15 protein-coding genes and 1 pseudogene are annotated in these 18,340 nt (G+C 57.3%); 15 read left to right on the top strand and 1 reads right to left on the bottom strand.

Features of this window, described 5'->3' with window-relative positions; all coding sequences use genetic code 11:
* Positions 1-21: 21 nt before the first annotated feature.
* The gene (locus tag ACMDB8_RS09725; protein ID WP_162252414.1) at positions 22-195 is read right to left on the bottom strand and encodes a hypothetical protein; all 174 of its coding nucleotides are present in this window, start codon (positions 193-195) and stop codon (positions 22-24) included.
* Between the two features lie 206 nt (positions 196-401).
* Here ACMDB8_RS09725 and gabP point away from each other — a divergent pair, with 206 nt between their 5' ends.
* The 15 genes and pseudogenes from gabP (at position 402) to ACMDB8_RS09650 (ending at position 18,311) form a co-directional block, all read left to right on the top strand.
* Positions 402-1,802 (top strand): GABA permease, encoded by a 1,401-nt coding sequence (gene gabP, locus ACMDB8_RS09720; protein ID WP_056724213.1) that lies wholly within the window; start codon positions 402-404, stop codon positions 1,800-1,802.
* Positions 1,803-1,913: 111 nt separating this feature from the next.
* Positions 1,914-3,026 (top strand): GlxA family transcriptional regulator, encoded by a 1,113-nt coding sequence (locus ACMDB8_RS09715; protein WP_409079473.1) that lies wholly within the window; start codon positions 1,914-1,916, stop codon positions 3,024-3,026.
* Positions 3,027-3,090: 64 nt separating this feature from the next.
* Positions 3,091-4,212, top strand: a complete 1,122-nt coding sequence (locus tag ACMDB8_RS09710) for a Re/Si-specific NAD(P)(+) transhydrogenase subunit alpha (RefSeq protein WP_056726683.1) — start codon at positions 3,091-3,093, stop codon at positions 4,210-4,212.
* An 11-nt stretch (positions 4,213-4,223) separates the two neighbouring features.
* Complete coding sequence (locus tag ACMDB8_RS09705; RefSeq protein ID WP_056726684.1) at positions 4,224-4,577, top strand: NAD(P) transhydrogenase subunit alpha; 354 nt, start codon at positions 4,224-4,226, stop codon at positions 4,575-4,577.
* Complete coding sequence (locus ACMDB8_RS09700) at positions 4,574-6,010, top strand: NAD(P)(+) transhydrogenase (Re/Si-specific) subunit beta (RefSeq protein ID WP_223459269.1); 1,437 nt, start codon at positions 4,574-4,576, stop codon at positions 6,008-6,010. The genes ACMDB8_RS09705 and ACMDB8_RS09700 overlap by 4 nt, the downstream gene beginning before the upstream one ends.
* 104 nt (positions 6,011-6,114) lie before the next feature.
* Positions 6,115-6,344: pseudogene (locus ACMDB8_RS09695) on the top strand (site-specific integrase); the annotation flags it as partial.
* 296 nt (positions 6,345-6,640) lie between these two features.
* Positions 6,641-7,669: an AraC family transcriptional regulator gene (locus ACMDB8_RS09690; RefSeq protein WP_223541032.1), complete on the top strand. Its 1,029-nt coding sequence runs from the start codon at positions 6,641-6,643 to the stop codon at positions 7,667-7,669.
* Between the two features lie 288 nt (positions 7,670-7,957).
* Positions 7,958-9,235 carry an OmpP1/FadL family transporter gene (locus tag ACMDB8_RS09685; RefSeq protein WP_082562914.1) on the top strand — a complete coding sequence of 426 codons (1,278 nt, stop codon included), beginning with the start codon at positions 7,958-7,960 and terminating at the stop codon, positions 9,233-9,235.
* 95 nt (positions 9,236-9,330) lie between these two features.
* Positions 9,331-10,809 (top strand): DUF1254 domain-containing protein, encoded by a 1,479-nt coding sequence (locus ACMDB8_RS09680; protein ID WP_082562928.1) that lies wholly within the window; start codon positions 9,331-9,333, stop codon positions 10,807-10,809.
* A 151-nt stretch (positions 10,810-10,960) separates the two neighbouring features.
* Complete coding sequence (locus ACMDB8_RS09675; protein ID WP_056723155.1) at positions 10,961-11,638, top strand: DUF3313 domain-containing protein; 678 nt, start codon at positions 10,961-10,963, stop codon at positions 11,636-11,638.
* A 71-nt stretch (positions 11,639-11,709) separates the two neighbouring features.
* Complete coding sequence (locus tag ACMDB8_RS09670) at positions 11,710-12,168, top strand: glycine zipper 2TM domain-containing protein (protein WP_056723157.1); 459 nt, start codon at positions 11,710-11,712, stop codon at positions 12,166-12,168.
* 413 nt (positions 12,169-12,581) lie between these two features.
* Complete coding sequence (locus ACMDB8_RS09665; RefSeq protein WP_056723160.1) at positions 12,582-13,394, top strand: hypothetical protein; 813 nt, start codon at positions 12,582-12,584, stop codon at positions 13,392-13,394.
* A 319-nt stretch (positions 13,395-13,713) separates the two neighbouring features.
* Complete coding sequence (locus ACMDB8_RS09660) at positions 13,714-15,102, top strand: DUF1254 domain-containing protein (RefSeq protein WP_409079120.1); 1,389 nt, start codon at positions 13,714-13,716, stop codon at positions 15,100-15,102.
* Between the two features lie 289 nt (positions 15,103-15,391).
* On the top strand, positions 15,392-15,868 hold the full coding sequence (locus tag ACMDB8_RS09655; protein WP_056723163.1) for a 2,4'-dihydroxyacetophenone dioxygenase family protein: 477 nt from the start codon (positions 15,392-15,394) through the stop codon (positions 15,866-15,868).
* A 79-nt stretch (positions 15,869-15,947) separates the two neighbouring features.
* The gene (locus ACMDB8_RS09650) at positions 15,948-18,311 is read left to right on the top strand and encodes an arylsulfatase (RefSeq protein WP_056723166.1); all 2,364 of its coding nucleotides are present in this window, start codon (positions 15,948-15,950) and stop codon (positions 18,309-18,311) included.
* The last annotated feature ends 29 nt before the right edge of the window (positions 18,312-18,340 follow it).

Genomic DNA, 18,340 nt, shown 5'->3' with positions numbered 1-18,340 from the left:
GGTGCCAAAGGGCCGCTTTTTTTAATGGCTGTGATGGCGCAGATTCAGGTCAGTTGCGGCAACGAAACGATCTCTTTCAGGTGCGACATCGGCATTCAATACTCCGATAACGTGAGTTTTTCCTTGATCGCGCGCGGCTGCCAAACCTCCGGCCTCTACTGCGAGTGCAAAGTTTCCCGTGTCGATATCAGGCACGGAGGTGGCGCGATCAGGTATCTGGATTGTCGGACAAGCCGGGTAAGGTGGCGCAACTTTTCACTGCGCTGGTCACATCGCAGTGACAGAGCTTATAGAACAGTAGCGTTGAGGACTGTCGCTTTCAGGAGGGGCAACAGCAAGCCCCCATGATCGCCTCCCCCTCACTCAGAACGCTTGAATGTCGATCGCCAAAGAGTAAAAAAATGATCAGCCCGAGCTCCAAGGATTCGAATGGCCAATTGGCGCAGGGCTTCAAGCCTCGTCACGTCACCATGCTGTCAATCGCCGGTATCATCGGCGCCGGTTTGTTCGTTGGCTCAGGACATGCCATTGCAGCTGCCGGCCCAGCCGTCCTGCTGGCCTATCTATTTTCCGGCCTGCTCGTCGTTTTGGTCATGCGCATGCTAGGTGAAATGGCGGTGGCCAACCCGGACACCGGCTCGTTCTCCACCTATGCCGACCAGGCAATAGGTCGTTGGGCAGGCTTCACCATCGGTTGGCTGTACTGGTGGTTCTGGGTGCTGGTTATCCCTATCGAAGCACTGGCCGCCGGCCATGTGTTGAACCAGTGGTTTCCCCAGATCGATGCCTGGCTGTTCGCCCTGGTGTCGATCATTGCGTTGGTGATCACCAATCTGTTCAGTGTCTCCAAGTACGGCGAATTCGAGTTCTGGTTCGCCATGGCCAAGGTCGTGGCGATCATAGGTTTCATCGCCGTGGGTTTTGCCGTGTTGATGGGCTGGGTGCCCGATCGGGAAGTCAGCGGTTTGAGCGGGCTGATGGCCGAGCATGGCGGATTTGCCCCCAATGGCCTGTCGGCGGTAGTCGGCGCTTTCATCACCATCATGTTCAGCTTCATTGGTACTGAAGCCGTCACCATCGCCGCCGCCGAATCCGACAACCCGTCGCAGAACATTGCCAAGGCCACGCGTTCGGTGATTTGGCGCATCGGCGTGTTTTACCTGTTGTCGATTTTCGTGGTCATCTCCGTGGTGCCCTGGAACGATCCGCTGCTCGCCCAGGTAGGCTCCTACCAGCGGGCCCTGGAAATCATGAACATTCCTCATGCCAAGTTCATGGTGGACATCGTAGTACTGATTGCCGTGGCCAGCTGCATGAACTCCTCGATCTACATTGCCTCGCGCATGCTTTACTCGCTGGGCCGTCGTGGCGATGCGCCGAAGGCGCTGAAGGCGACCTCATCCGAAGGCGTGCCGCGGGCAGCGGTCATCGCCAGCACCGTGCTGGGCGCGGCGATCACTGTGTGGAGCTACTTCATGCCCGCCGGGCTGTTTGACTTCCTGCTGGCCAGCTCCGGCGCGATTGCCTTGCTGGTGTACCTGGCCATCGCGGTGTCGCAGTTGCGCATGCGTCGGATGCTGCATCGGCAGAACGTCGAGCTGACCTTTCGCATGTGGCTGTTCCCGTGGCTGACGTGGCTGGTGATCGTGTTCATTTGCGCAGCGCTGGCGGTCATGATGATCACCCCGGAGCACCGTACCGAAGTGAGCACAACCATTGGACTGGCGCTGGCGATTTCCTTTATTGGCCTTGTGACGTCGCGTCACCCTGCGCAGGCTGCGAGGGTGACGTCTGTGGGATAAAACCCCAGGAGGTGTTTGCGCCGAACCCGATACTCCCTGCGCCGAGGCTGGGGAGTATTACAAGCTCCTGTGTCTCAGGCCGTAATCGCTCCTTGTGAGGACATGACCACGATGTCATCGAACTCCACCGTGTCCGACGGTACGACTCAATCCGTTGGTTTTCTGCTGTTGGATAAATTCACACTTATTTCCCTGGCGTCCGCGGTAGAGCCATTGCGCATGGCCAATCAGTTGTCGGGGCGAGAGCTATACCGCTGGCACACGTTCAGCCCCGGTGGAGAGCCTGTCTGGGCCAGTGACGGCGTGCCGATCACTCCGGATGCTTCATGGAGCAATCCATTAGTGGCGGACACTGTAATCGTGTGCGGTGGTGTTGGAATCCAGAGCGTGATTACCCGCGTGCACATTACCTGGCTACAAGCCTTGGCGCGTCAATCCAGACGGTTGGGAGGTGTGTGCACCGGCAGCTGGGCGCTCGCAAAAGCCGGGCTGCTCGACGGCTACGAGTGCAGCGTGCATTGGGAATGCTTGGCTGCCATGCAGGAAGCTTTCCCGCGAGTCAGCATCAGCGCGAGCCTCTTTACCCTCGACCGGAACCGATTCACAAGCTCCGGCGGAACAGCGCCAATGGACATGATGTTGCATCTGATCGGCCGCGATCATGGCCGTGAATTGTCGGCGGCCATTTCGGATATGTTTGTCTACGAGCGCATCCGCAATGAACAAGACCATCAGCGCGTTCCGCTTAGGCATGTACTGGGAACTCATCAACCCAAGCTGCAGGAGATCGTCGCGTTGATGGAAGCCAATATCGAGGAACCGCTCGACCTCGATAACCTTGCAGAATACGTTGATCTGTCACGTCGACAGCTAGAGCGGCTATTTCAGAAATACCTCCACTGTACGCCGTCACGCTACTACCTGAGATTACGTCTTGTTCGGGCGCGACAACTGCTTAAGCAAACATCATTGTCGCTCATCGAGTTGGCGTATGTATGCGGTTTCGTGTCCACACCACACTTTTCCAAATGCTATCGCGAGTACTTTGGTGTTCCACCAAGCGACGAACGTTCCAACTCTGAATTGAGTCGCAAACCTGCAACGCTTGCGACTACGCAGCAGTCATCGACCAGACCGCTGACAGCGCTAGACCAGGCACGAAACGAATCGACTTTTGCCAGTGTTCGGATGATTGATCGTTCTGATCTGGCGCAATTGCGCTGATCGGCCGTCCCCATTTATCCGTAGTGCATGGGTTTACTCTATAAGATCACGCAGGAGATTTGACGTGCACATTGGTGTTCCTCTCGAAACCCAGACCGGTGAAACACGGGTTGCTGCAACCCCGGAAACCATCAAGAAGCTGATCGGCCAGGGCCATAAGGTCACTGTACAAAGCGGCGCCGGCATTAATGCCAGCGTTGTCGACAGTGCCTATGAAGCGGCAGGCGCAACCATTGGCAGCGCCAATGACGCGTTTGCTGCAGAGCTGATTTTGAAGGTGGTCGCGCCCAGCGACAGCGAGCTGGCGCTGATTAAAAGCGGCACCGTTGTGGTGGGCATGCTCAACCCGTTCAGCAACGAAACCATCGCCAAAATGGCCGAGTGCGGCATTACCGCCTTTGCCCTGGAAGCCGCGCCGCGTACCTCCCGCGCTCAGAGCCTGGACGTACTGTCGTCGCAAGCCAACATCGCCGGTTACAAGGCTGTGTTGCTGGCCGCTCACCACTACCCTCGCTTCATGCCGATGCTGATGACCGCGGCAGGCACCGTGAAAGCGGCGCGCGTGCTGATCCTCGGTGCTGGCGTGGCCGGTTTGCAGGCGATCGCTACGGCGAAACGCCTGGGGGCGGTGATCGAAGCGTCTGACGTGCGTCCGGCGGTAAAAGAGCAGATCGAATCCCTCGGCGCCAAGTTCGTCGACGTGCCCTACGAGACCGATGAAGAGCGTGAATGCGCCGTCGGTGTCGGCGGTTACGCCCGCCCGATGCCGGCCAGCTGGATGCAGCGCCAGGCCGCCGCCGTGCACGAACGCGCCAAGCAGGCTGACATCGTCATCACCACCGCGCTGATTCCCGGCCGCAAGGCACCGACACTGTTGAGCGCGCAAACCGTGGCCCAGATGAAGCCGGGGTCGGTGGTCATCGACCTCGCGGCGGCCCAGGGCGGCAACTGCCCGCTGACCGTGGCCGATCAGGTGGTCGTCGAACATGGCGTGACCATCGTTGGCCCGACCAACCTGGCCAGTGCCGTGGCGGCTGACGCTTCGGCGCTGTACGCCCGCAACCTGCTGGACTTCATGAAACTGTTGTTCGATAAAGAAGGACAACTGGTGATCAACCTTGAAGACGATATCGTCGCCGCGTGCCTGATGTGCCGCGACGGCCAGATCGTGCGCAAGAACGGCTGAGGATAAAAACAATGGAAGACATGCTGATCTCTCACGGTATCTACAACCTGATCATCTTCGTGCTGGCGATCTATGTCGGCTACCACGTGGTCTGGAACGTCACACCTGCACTGCACACGCCACTGATGGCCGTTACCAACGCCATCTCGGCCATCGTGATCGTCGGCGCCATGCTGGCAGCGGCGCTGACCGTGACCCCGCTGGGCAAGACCATGGGCACCCTGGCCGTGGCCCTGGCCGCCGTCAACGTGTTTGGTGGCTTCCTGGTGACCCGCCGCATGCTGGAAATGTTCAAGAAGAAAGCGGCCAAAGCTCCGGCTGCCAAGACCGCAACAGCAGCCAAGGCTGAGGTGCAGCAAGCATGAGCATGAACCTGGTTACGTCCCTGTATTTGATCGCCTCGGTCTGCTTCATCCAGGCGCTCAAGGGCCTCTCGCACCCCACCACATCGCGTCGTGGCAACCTGTTCGGCATGCTCGGCATGGGCCTGGCGATCCTCACCACGGTCGGCCTGATCTACAAGCTGGGCTCCGAGCTGGCGCAAGACGGTATCGTCTACGTGATCGTCGGCCTGCTGATCGGCGGCACCGCCGGTTCGATCATGGCCAAACGCGTTGAAATGACCAAGATGCCGGAACTGGTCGCCTTCATGCACAGCATGATCGGCCTGGCCGCGGTGTTCATCGCCGTGGCTGCCGTGGTCGAGCCGCAGTCGCTGGGCATCGTCAAGCAGCTCGGTGACGCGATCCCGGCCGGTAACCGCCTGGAACTGTTCCTCGGTGCCGCCATCGGGGCAATCACCTTCTCCGGCTCGGTCATTGCCTTCGGCAAGCTGGCCGGCAAGTACAAGTTCCGCCTGTTCCAGGGGGCACCGGTACAGTTCAGTGGCCAGCACAAGCTGAACCTGCTGCTGGGCCTGGCCACCCTGGGCCTGGGCGTGACCTTCATGCTCACCGGTGACTACACCGCTTTCGCCGTGATGCTGGCCCTGGCCTTCGTGCTCGGCGTGCTGATCATCATCCCGATCGGTGGCGCGGACATGCCAGTGGTCGTGTCGATGCTCAACAGCTACTCCGGCTGGGCAGCGGCGGGCATCGGCTTCTCGCTGAACAACTCGATGCTGATCATCGCCGGCTCGCTGGTGGGCTCGTCCGGTGCGATCCTCTCGTACATCATGTGCAAGGCGATGAACCGCTCCTTCTTTAATGTGCTGCTCGGTGGCTTCGGCAATACGGCAGAGGCGGCCGGCCCGGCGGGTTCCAAAGAAGCCCGTCCGGTGAAATCCGGTTCGGCTGACGACGCGACCTTCCTGCTGACCAACGCCGACACCGTGATCATCGTGCCGGGCTACGGCCTGGCGGTGGCACGCGCTCAGCATGCGCTGAAGGAACTGACCGAGAAGCTGACCCATCGCGGCGTGACCGTGAAGTATGCGATCCACCCGGTGGCCGGTCGTATGCCCGGCCACATGAACGTGTTGCTGGCCGAGGCCGAAGTGCCTTACGACCAGGTGTTCGAGATGGACGACATCAACTCCGAGTTCGGCCAGGCCGACGTGGTGCTGGTGCTGGGCGCCAACGACGTGGTCAACCCGGCCGCCAAGAACGATCCGAAATCGCCGATTGCCGGCATGCCGATCCTCGAAGCGTTCAAGGCCAAGACCATCATCGTCAACAAACGCTCGATGGCCAGCGGCTACGCCGGCCTGGACAACGAACTGTTCTACCTGGACAAGACCATGATGGTGTTCGGCGACGCGAAGAAGGTCATCGAAGACATGGTCAAGGCCGTCGAATAAACAAAGCTAGTATTTACTTGAGTTCCAGCGGTGCTCTGCTCTACGAGAGTCCAGCAACGTCCAAGGCACAGGCATACACCGCGGCTAACGTAGAGGCCCCCTTCGCCCTGCAACAACGGCCTCACGACGACACGCTGGTCCTTTCCGACGGCCAGTACGGAGACTGGACGCCGCGTGATCTGCGCCGTACCGGCGCGACCATGATGCAGGCCTTGGGGGTCAGCCTGGATGTCATCGATCGCTGTCAAACCATGTGCTGGCCGGTTCGCGGGTGAGACGCCACTACCTGCATCATGATTATGCCGAAGAGAAGAAGTGCACTAATGCCCTCTAACCTAGCTTCGTCGATGTATGGAAGCGGCTATTAGGGGGCAACATAGTCTCTATGGACCACTTGAAAAAAAGCGCATCCGTGCTAAAACCAATGTATTGAATATTATGTATTTCTGGATTCAATTAATGCGCACGACTCGTGTATTCGATGAGTCGGCCCAAGGACTGAGGGGCGGCGCAGAACGGTCGCGAGGTGCCAGGCGCCGGCTCATGGGCGCTACGCTCTTTTGCTCGTCATGTATCAGATGTTCGCCAACGTGGCCAATGCGCCAGTTTCAGGAATGATAGCGAGCTAATATGCCCTCCAAAAAATCATCATTAAGAATGAGCGGGCCTGGAGAAATTAGTACAAGCCCATTCCGTAGGTTCCCGGAAGTAGTTGACGCGATAGGGGGTTCCTCGCGAGGCGTTTTCAAAGACGCTGGTATCAGCCTTGAGCAATTTGCATATGAAGACAACCATCTCGCCTACATGGACGTTGCTCGTCTGTTCAACACGGCATTCGAACACACTCAGTGCCCCCATATTGGCCTGCTGATCGGTGAACGCTTTTCGCTGGAAAATTTGGGTCCGGTGGGTCAGCTTATGCGTCTTGCGACTACACCAGGCGATGCATTGAACGACCTGGTCGGGCATGCCAATCTCTATGATCGTGGCGCGACCCCACTGCTTCTTCCCTTGGCGGGCCAACACAGTTTGTTGGGATATGTCATTTATCGCCACGACCTGCCCAATCAATCATTGCTTGTCGACACTGCCGTCATGGTTGGCCTCCAAATGCTGCGGGCCTTATTAGGCGCTAACTGGACGCCCGTTCGTGTGCAGTTTTCATATCGCAAGCCATCAGACATCACCCCGTACATCAGAAAATTTCGCTGCAATATTCAGTTCAATACAAGCATTTCCGGACTTGTAATAAACAATCAGCAACTCCGACAAATTCAATGTACGGCGAATCCACGCTTACACCATCTACTTAAACTGACTATTTCGAGCGCCACGTCACATTTGACGATTTCAGAAAAAATAAAGAGTCAGGCATACGCTCTATTATTGCAAGGACAGGCAAACTCCAAGCACATCGCCAGTCAATTCTCATTGAATGAAAGAACGCTGCGACGCCGGCTGGGTGCGGAAGGTTCTCACCTCAAAGAACTGATCACCGACTCCAGAAGCAACTTCGCGCGGCAGCTCTTGAAAGATACGGATTTGCCGATATCCACGATCTCCCAGACCCTTCAATACCAGGATCCAAACGCCTTCTCCCGTGCATTCAAAACGTGGACAAATACGTCACCACAGCATTGGAGAAATGGGCTGGGGTAGCCTCCATTGGGGGTTGATTCAACCACATCCATACCCCCGTGATACCGCGCGCACTGTCCGAAAATGCAAGGTGCCTTTCTGATGATTGCCGTAAAGTGAACGCAACAACAGGCTGATTGCAAAGCTGATCTTCGGTTTTTTGTGTTGTTCATGAGGTTGGCGATTAGTTGCACCTGCGGGTGGAGTTCCGCGCAGACACTCAAGAAGGCCACACGAATAAAAGACGATGCCCAGGCCTTGGGGCGATGCAAGCGACATAGACTGAGTGATCTGATAGAGAGGGATTTCATGCAATTAAATAAAAGTGTGTTGTCGATTACTGTTCTTGGTGCGCTGACACTCTTGACCAGTGGCCGAAGTGTTGCCGGTGGCCTGATGTTGTACGAAATCGCCACCGACAACGTCGGACTGGCCAATGCCGGTGCAGCGGCCCGGGCACAAGGCCCTTCGACCATTGCCAGCAACCCCGCCGGCTTGAGCTACCTCAGCGGAACACAGATCTCCGCTGGCGCTCAGGTTCTTTTTGGTGACTTATCGTTCGATCGGGACAGTGAAACCAATACGCCGGGCACTGGCAGCGGTAACGCGCTCGATCCCATACCGGGTGGCAGTTTCTTCATCAGCCATCAACTGGATGATCGGTGGTCCGTCGGCTTCGGCTCCTATGGCGATTTCGGTCTGGCTGTAAACTACGACAATGACTGGTCCGGCCGTTATTTCGTGCAGAACGCGAGTATTGCGGGACTGTCACTGGTACCCAGTGTCGCCTATCGCTTCAACGATCAATGGTCCGTCGGCGTCGGACTCAAAGCCATGTACGGGATGCTGAAGAGCGAAGCCGCCATCGATCAGGCGCCGCTCGGACTGACACAACGGGGTGACGGCCAATACAAATACCGGGACAGCACCTGGGGTTACGGCGCCAACGCAGGCGTGATTTATGCCCCAAAGCCCGGTACCCGGATTGGCCTGGCTTACACCAGTCAGGTTGACCTCGACTTCGAGGATCGCCTGGATGTGAAGAGCAGTGCTCCGTTGGTGAGTCGCCTCAACAGCCTCAACACCAAAATCGACCTGAAAGTACCGCAAACGGCGACCCTCAGCCTGTACCAGCAACTGGATACGCAATGGGCCGTTCTGGCCTCGGTCAATTGGCAGGACTGGTCGAAATTCGGTGACATCGGCATTGACGTAGACACGTCCAGAACCGGTTCCCGGGCCGCTTCAATCGATGCGCATTACAAAGACACGTATCAATTGGCGCTTGGCGCTCAATACCAGATGAACCAGGACTGGGTCTGGGATTTCGGTGTCGCCTATGACACGTCCGCCGTGTCCGACGGTAATCGTACGCTCACCGTGCCCATGGGCGCCGCCTGGCGCTTCGCCACAGGCTTTACTTATTCACTGAATAAAGAGACAGACGTGAATTTCAGTTGGGTCACGGTGTGGATGGGGGACATGTCCGTCGATCAGCAAAAAACGTTGTCAGGCAATCGTGTCTCAGGCGAGTTCGACAACGCCTGGATTCAAGCCCTGACTGGCAACATGACTTGGCGCTACTGAGAAAAATCCAAGAGCGTTTCAGGTGTCATGCCTAGTATCTAGCCGTGGGCATGAACGCTCACGACACCGGCTTGTACAAAACTAACGAGGTGAAAATGAACAGGAAGTCTCACAGTGGCTGGACATTGGCTGCGGCGGTCGTCGTAGGTTCAACGCTTTTCACCGGGTGCACGAGCAAGCTCGATCCGATCACACAGGCCGACAAGGCCGATGTGGCCAAGGGCGTTCCCGCGCCGAGTCTGGAGCAAACCAAGGCGATCGCCGAGGAAGGCTTTATCTACGGCTTGCCGCTGGTCATGAACTACGCCGTAATGAACGAATTCGCGGTGGACTCCAAGTCCAGCCAGTTCAAGGCCCCCTTCAACCAACTGCACCACGATCATAAGGTCGCGACCCCCGCTGACACGGCCATCATTACCCCCAACAGCGACACGCCGTACTCCTTTCTCTGGACCGACCTGCGCGCCGAGCCGTTGGTGATCACCGTGCCGGCCGTCTCCAAAAAACGCTACTACTCGGTGCAACTGATCGACGGCAACACCTATAACTACGGCTACATCGGCAGTCGGGCCACGGCCAGCGCACCCGGGAGCTATTTGATTGCAGGCCCCGACTGGAAGGGTGCGACACCTCCAGGCATCGACAAGGTGTTCAGCTCCACGACCCCTTTCGCACTGACGCTGATCCGCACCCAGCTGTTCAATCCGGCCGACATGCCGAATGTCGAGAAGGTGCAGGCGGGTTACAAGGTCCAGCCGCTGTCCGCTTTCCTCCATCAACCCGCGCCGCCCGATGCGCCGAAGATCGCTTTCGTGCCGGCCACCACGGAGGGCATCAAGGCCAACTTCTTCGAGTACCTGTCGGCGGCGCTGCAGTATGTGCCGCCATCGGCTGAGGACAAGGCGATCCGTGCGAAGCTGGCCAGCATCGGCGTAGGCCCCGGTCGCAGCTTCGAATTCAAGGACCTCTCGCTCGAGCACAAGGCCGCGGTCCTGCTCGGGATGAAGGCCGGCGACGAGCAGGTCGACAAGTTCCTCTCGAACGGAATGAAGAATATCAACGGCTGGAGCGTCGGCGCGTTCTTCGGCGACCAGGCGTTCTACAAAGGCGACTGGCTGATGCGGGCTGGCGCGGCGAAGGCTGGTCTGTACGGCAATGACGCCGCCGAGGCGATGTACCCCTTTACGCGTACCGATGGCAATGGCCAGACGTTGAATACCGGCAAGCACAACTACACGCTGACCTTCCCTGCCGGCAAAATGCCGCCTGTCAATGCCTTCTGGTCGGTGACCATGTACGACGGCAAGAGCCAACTGCTGATCAAGAATCCGATCAACCGCTACCTGATCAATTCGCCGATGCTGTCGGCCATGAAAAAGAACGCGGACGGTTCACTGACGCTGTATATCCAGAAGGATTCGCCGGGCAAGACCAAGGAGTCCAACTGGTTGCCCGCGCCTGACGACACGGCCTATCTGGTGATGCGCCTCTATTGGCCGAAGGCCACGCCGCCTTCAATTCTTCCCGCAGGCAGCGGCAGCTGGCAGCCGCCGGCAGTGGTGGCATCGAAGTAACGCGACGCTTGCGACTGCTTGCAGTTAGCAAGCAGTCGCTCGATTGCTCAGGCTGAGATCCAGTGGGCCCTATTCCGAAAGGGCTAAGTCCACAGAGTCTGACCTTGAATAAAAGACATTCAGGAACACATCCCTCAAGGAGTACCGTTATATGAGCTTCTCGCACAAATGGATAACGAGTGCTGCACTGAGCAGCTTGTTATTGACCGGCTGCGTATCGAAAGTCACTGAAGTCGAGCAATACTCGGGCTACCTGTCCAACTACAACAACTTGCAGGAAGTCAAAACGGCAAGCGGCGGCACAACAATGCGTTGGGTCAGTCCGTCGTGGAACCCGAATGCCTATGACACAGTGGTGTTCAACAAGCTGGAGCTCTATCCCGCGCCCAAGCCCGATGAGCGGGTCAACCAGCAAACGCTGACCGACATCCAGAACTACATGACCAGTAAGGTCAAAGGCACCCTGGGTCAGAAATACCGTGTGGTTTCCAATACCGGCGCCGCGTCAGCGAGTTCCAAAACCCTGCTGATGCGTGCGGCGATCACCGGGGTGAATGCCGAAAACGAAGGGATGAAATGGTACGAAGTGGTGCCGATCGCCGCCGTAGTCGGAGCAACACAGGCCGCCACCGGCCACCGTGATCAGGACAGCACTTTGTTCATCGAGGCCGAGATTATCGATGCGAGAACCAACCAGACGGTCGCCAGGGTAGTCCGCAAGGTGTTTGGTACAACGCTGGAAAACGAAAGCCAGAAGATCACCGCCCAGGACTTCAAAGCGGCGATCGACAAGTTGAACGTCGATCTCTGGGCGTTCATTCGCAGTTAAGCCTTGATTGAACTGCCAACAGACGTTGGCTCAAGCATTGCAATCAAATACCAATAACGAGGTGCATCGCAATGAAAGTAATCCTGTCCTGGCTGTCAGTCACGTTGATGACGGTGCTGATAAGTGCCTGTTCCGCCGTCGGGTCAACCGATGGCGGCGCCGGTGAAATCGAGATTCGCTCAGGGAAGATCGAGCAGATATCGCTGACGCAGATGCAGACCAATCACGACAGTGGTGTCGGCGCCGTACTCGGTGGTCTTGGCGGCCTGGCGGTTGGCAGCTTGATCGGGGGCGGCACCGGGCGTGACGTCGCCATGGTTGCCGGCGCGCTCGCCGGTGCTGCTGGCGGTAACTACGCCGAGAAGAAAAAATATGACCAACCGATCGAGGCGCAACAAATCATCGTGCGGGTCAACAGTGGCGTGCTGGTATCGGTGACCCAACCGATCAATCCGTCCCTGACCAAGGGCTCGAAGGTGTATATCCAGGGCTCAGGCAATGATGCCCGCGTTGTGCCGCAAGGCAGTTAAGGCTGACTGTTCGGATTCGTAAAACACCGTACGTGCCTTCTTAACAAATTTTGTAGGAGCGAGCTTGCTCGTGATGGACTCAAGAGCGCTGCGTTTATTCTGTAAACACGCGATTCGTTAACGACCATCGCGAGCAAGCTCGCTCCTGCAAAACCTCCCACCGGCAACGGTAAACTTTACGCCCTCCTGCCTAGACCCGACAAATACATGACTGATTGGAGAAGTTAAACTTGTAAAGTAAGTAACCTCGGCATAATACAAGACGTATCAACAACAGAATGGGTGGCTGTTCGCTGTGCTTCAGTTAAGTACGGCCCACTGAGATTGAGGTATTCAAGTAACTTCTGCTTGTCGTTAGAAGGCTCCCGTTGATAGTCGAGGGGCCCGGGGCGATTGGTATCCAAGGAATTCGCATGAACAAGTACATTGAACGACTTTTGCTATCGTCTTTGGTTTTCGGTATTTCCGTTTCCAGTCAGGCCGACGATCAGGCGGAGCTGGCCAAACAGTCATTAAATCCAGTCGCGGCACTGTATAGCTTGCCCATCCAATACAACTGGAATCAGAAAATGGGGCCCTCTGGCAATGGAATCCAGAGCGTCACCAATATCCAGCCGGTTTTACCCTTCACACTTAATGACGATTGGAATCTGATCTCTCGCACGATCCTCCCGGTCATTGATCAGCATGGACTGGCACCGAGGGGCATTGCCGATAAAAGCGGAGTGGGCGACACCACGCAAAGCTTCTTTTTCTCTCCCAAAAGGCCCACCGAGGACGGCTGGATCTGGGGTGCAGGCCCCGCGTTGTTGTTACCGACCGGTAGTGATGAGCTACTGAGTAGCGAACAATGGGGGATTGGACCGACAGCGGTGGCGTTGAAGCAGGCCAACGGCTGGACGAACGGTATTCTGGCGAACCACATCTGGTCGCTGGACAACAACCCGGCCAATGACAAGGAGAAGGTCAATCAGACATATCTGCAACCCTTTCTGGTCTATACCACAGCGTCGTACACCAGTTTTGGCATTAATACAGAATCCACTTACGACTGGGAAGCCAGGGAGTGGAATGTGCCGATCAACCTGTTCGTGACGCAATTGTTCAAAGTCGGCAAGCAGCCCATGAGCCTTCAGGTAGGGCCGCGATACTGGGCGGACAGTCCTGAGGATGGTGCACACGGTTGGGGCTTTCGGGTGGCGTACACGCTACTTTTTCCTAAGTGAAACTATCCGTAAGACTTACTTTTAGCATCAGAGGACAAGTTGTTCTCATGTCAGCAGCGTAGTTTGATTTGCTGCTTATACTGACCGAGCAGTCTGAGCTTGTCATCCGTCGTGGTTCTCCTCGATCAGCGTCGCGCTTGCGCCGACCAGCTTCAGAAAAAAACAAAGACTTACAGCAAGAAAAGGAGCGTTATGAGATATCAAGTCGTGAGCAAACGCGACACTGAATATCCCCTGATCAGCAGTTAATCCCATCTAATGCGAAAAATGGAGTTTCAAGTTCATGATAACCACACTACCGAGAACATTTGGCTGTGCAATGGTATTGCTCGCGTCCTTTGGATTTACGCACGCCCAAGCAGCGGACATCACTCCCGCCGAAACAAAAGCCATCGCCGAGGAAGGCTACATCTACGGTCTGCCCATCGTGATGAACTACGCGACCATGTACGACTATGCCGTGGACAAGAACTCAGGCCAGTACAAGGCACCGTTCAACCACATTCACAGCATGCACAATGTCTTCACCTACAAGGACACGGCCATCGTCTCGCCGAACAGCGATACGCCGTATTCCTTGATGTTCATGGACCTGCGTAGCGAGCCGATCGTGCTCTCGGTACCGACGGTGGAGAAACCGCGGTACTACTCGGTGCAGCTCATCGATAACAACACCAACAACTTCGGTTACATCGGCAGCCGTACCACCGGCAGCGAAGCCGGCGATTACATGCTGGTCGGCCCAGACTGGAAAGGCGTGACCCCGCCTGGCATCAAGAAGGTGTTTCACTCCCAAACACAACTCCTCTTCGCGATCTTTCGCACCCAGCTCTTCAATCCGGCGGACATGCCAAACGTCGAAAAGATCCAGTCCGGTTATGCGGCCCAGCCGTTATCGGCTTATCTCAAGCAGCCCGCGCCGCCTGCCGCGCCGGCGATCAACTTTCCGAAGTTCGACAAGGCCCTGGCCAAGACCGACTTCTTCAAGTATCTGGGCTTTGCCTTGCAGTTTGCCCCGGCCACCCCGGATGAAGTGGCGATCCGCGCGAAGCTTGCCCGTCTGGGCATTGGCGCCGGCAAGGACTTCAACTTCCAGGACCTCTCCGCCGAGCAAAAGGCCGCTGTGGTCGAGGGCATGCAGGCTGGGCATGCGAAGGTTCAGGATGCAGTCAATCATCTCGGCACACAGGTCAATGGCTGGAACATCGTGAGTTCCGGCGGTAATGCCGCGTTTTACAAGGGTGATTGGCTAAAGCGCGCCGCCATCGCACAAGCAGGCATCTATGCCAACGACGCCGAAGAGGCCACGTATCCGATGGCCAAGATCCTGTCCGACGGGACGCCGCTTGACGGCAGCAAGCACAACTACACGATCACTTTTCCCGCTGGACAGCTCCCGCCGGTCAACGCCTTCTGGTCGGTGACCATGTACGACGGCAAGTCGCAACTGCTGATCAAGAATCCGGTCAATCGCTACCTCATCAACTCGCCGATGCTGCCTGACATGAAGAAAAATGCAGACGGCTCGTTGACGCTCTACATCCAGAAGGACTCGCCCGGCGCGGACAAGGAAAGCAACTGGCTGCCCGCACCGAATGATCTGATCTACATGGTGATGCGCCTGTATTGGCCGAAGACGGAAAACCCTTCCGTCCTGCCGCCTGGCAAAGGCACGTGGAGTCCGCCGGCGATCGTTAAAATCAATTGAGCACCTAACGACCGGTACAGCGGACGGCGCTGGCGTGCCGCCGCTGAACCGGGGCGTCAGGGTTTCACAGAGGCCCTGACGTCCGCTTTGATCACCCAAAGGCCAACGGTGGCCGCAAACCGTAGATATTGTTGTTTTGGCGTTATTTGCACGGCACTCCGTATGCCGCAATTCAACGCCATTGGATGGATCCCCCTCCTCAAGAGGGGGGCGGTGTGAGCACGGCCTGTTCACGATGCTCTTAACGCACCGTGTAAATCCTTCCACCGTCCAACAGAGAACAACAAGCATGTTTTATGAAAACATCGACACCTCCTCCATCAACGACGAGGACCTGCCGTGGGTTCCGTTCGCACCTTACAGCGATGAAATCTTCATCAAATACATCAAGTGCGACCCGGTTCGCGGGGAAACCATCACCCTGCTCAAGGCCCCGGCCGGGTCTTCTCTGCCCAAGCACCATCACTCCGGCACGGTCATCGTTTACACCATCAAGGGTGGCTGGAAATACCTGGAGCACGACTGGATCTCAAAACCGGGCGGCGTGGTGTTCGAAACCGCAGGTTCCAGCCATACGCCGATCGTGCTGACTGAATATGGCGATGAACTGATCACCTTGAACATCACCCAGGGCGACCTGCTGTATTACGACGATAACAACAACGTCGTGGCCATCGAGAACTGGAAATCCAGCGTGGATCGTTACCTGGCGTTCTGCAAAGCCAATGATATCGAGCCCAAAGACATCACCAGTTTTGCGGTCTGAGCAGCTCTCCAATCTCTCGGCCGTCCGGTGTTCGACCGGGCGGCTGCGTCGTTGCAATGAATAAAAAACGGAGACACTCATGTCCCAGAAGCTGCAACCCGCCGGACGTTTCACCCTGAAACTCTGCGCACTGTTGGCCAGCTCGGTCGCTTCCGCACAAGACTCGCTGCCCTTCCCGCCGACGCCTTCGGCCAGTGACGCCAAACCGACGCTGCAAGAATCCAAGCACCAGAAACGTCAGCAGCAATCCCGGCTTCCTGCCGAGGCCCCCAATATCCTGGTGATCATGCTCGATGACGCCGGCTTCGCGCAGTCCGACACCGTCGGCGGCGCAGTCCATACGCCGACCCTGAGTCGAGTCGCCGACAGTGGTGTGCGCTACAACGCTTTTCATACCGCTGCCATCAGCTCCGCTACTCGCGCCGCATTGCTTACCGGACGCAACCATCACCGGGTTGGCAACGGCGTCATCGCAGAGCTGGCCACTGACTGGGAAGGCTACACCGGCAAGATCCCCAAAAGCTCGGCGACCATGGCCGAGGTCCTCAAGCAATATGGCTACAGCACCGCCGCGTTCGGCAAATGGCATAACACACCACCCCTGGATACCACGGCGGCCGGTCCTTTCGATACGTGGCCGACGGCCTACGGTTTTGAACATTTCTACGGTTTCCTGGCCGGCGAAACCTCTCAGTACGAACCGCGTCTGTACCGCGACACAACGCCAATCGAACCGGCGCGAGATCCGAAATATCACCTCAGCGAAGACCTCGCCAATCAGGCCGTAAACTGGCTGCAAGACCATCAGACCTACGCGCCGGCAAAACCATTTTTCATGTATTGGACACCGGGTGCCGTACATGGTCCGCACCAGGTGAATGCGCAATGGGCCGATAAATACAAAGGCAAGTTCGACGGTGGCTGGGACGCCTATCGGGAGCAGACGTTCGCTCGCCAGAAAGCCCTGGGCTTTATCCCGCAGGACGCCGTCCTCACCCCACGCCCGGCGGAGCTCCCAGCCTGGGACAGCTTGTCTTCCGAACAGAAACAGTATCAGGCACGGTTGATGGAGGTGTATGCCGGCTTCCTGGAACATGCCGACACGCAGGCCGGCAAGATCCTCGACGAACTGGAGCGTGAAGGTAAACGCGACAACACGCTGATCTTCTATGTCTTCAGCGACAACGGCGCTTCTTCCGAGGGGATGGAGGGCACGATTAATGAGTTGCTGGCCCAAAACGGGATTCCAGTTCCCAAAGAGCAGCAGTTGAAAGTCCTCGACGAGATGTATGGCGGGTTGTCCGCGCTCGGCGGTCCTAAACTTGAAAGCATGTACAACGCCGCGTGGGCCTGGGCAGGTTCAGGGCCATTCGTAGGCACTAAACTGGTCGCCGGCTACTTCGGTGGTACGCGCACGCCGCTGGCCGTTTCCTGGCCGAAACAGATCAAGGCCGACGCCAGAGTTCGCGCGCAATTTCACCATGTCAACGACATTGCCCCGACGGTCTACGACGTGCTGTCGATCACGCCACCCAAAGAGGTCAACGGTATCGCTCAGGACCCAATGGATGGCGTCAGCCTGCGCTACACCTTCAACGACGCTCAGGTGAAGTCGAAAAAACCAGTGCAATACTTCGAAGTCTTCGGCAGTCGCGGCGTCTACAAGGATGGCTGGATGGCCTCGGTCTTTGGCCCGCGCAAACCCTGGGTGCAAGGCTTTGCGCAGTTCATGGGCTGGAATCCGGCGAATGACCGATGGTCGCTCTACAACCTGCAAAACGACTACTCCCAGGCCAACGACGTAGCCGCGAGCAATCCGGAAAAACTTGCGGAGCTGAAGGCCGAGTTTGACGTGCAGGCCAAGGCTAACCATGTCTATCCGATTGGTGCCGGTCTCTACCCCTTCCTCGATCCGACTGCACGAATCTCCAGCAGCCAACGCGAATGGCATTTCAGTGATCGTGTCCAGCGCTTTCCGGAGTTTGCGGCTCCGAACCTGCGCAATCAGAACAGCAAAGTTGTCGTCGACGCCGAGGTTCCAGCTAACGCCACCGGCGTGTTGTATGCCTTGGGCGGAATCGGTGGCGGGGTCAGCCTGTACATGGATGACGGTTTCCTGAACTACGAGTACAACGCGCTGGCTATCTCTCGAGTGAAACTGCGTTCGGCCGAACGAGTACCCGCAGGCAAAGTCAGTATCGAAGTGCTAACGACCCTGTCGTCAGCCAAGCCCGGAGCGCCGGCCAATCTGAGCTTGCGACTTGACGGGCAGGAAGCCGCCAAAGGGGTGACACCGTTCACTCCGGCACTGACGTTCACCGCCAGCGAAACCTTCGACGTCGCTCAAGACCTCGGTTCCCCCGTCACCCTGGACTATTTCGAGCGTGCGCCCTTCGCATTCAATGGCAAGGTCAAGGATGTACACGTGACGTATTTGCCTTGACCCTCAATGCCGCCCGGATAACCGGGCGG

The organism is Pseudomonas monachiensis, assembly GCF_047345015.1.
Taxonomy (GTDB): Bacteria; Pseudomonadota; Gammaproteobacteria; order Pseudomonadales; family Pseudomonadaceae; genus Aquipseudomonas; species Aquipseudomonas monachiensis.
Note: the sequence above shows the minus strand (reverse complement) of the source record. Positions and strands in the feature narration are given on the sequence as shown.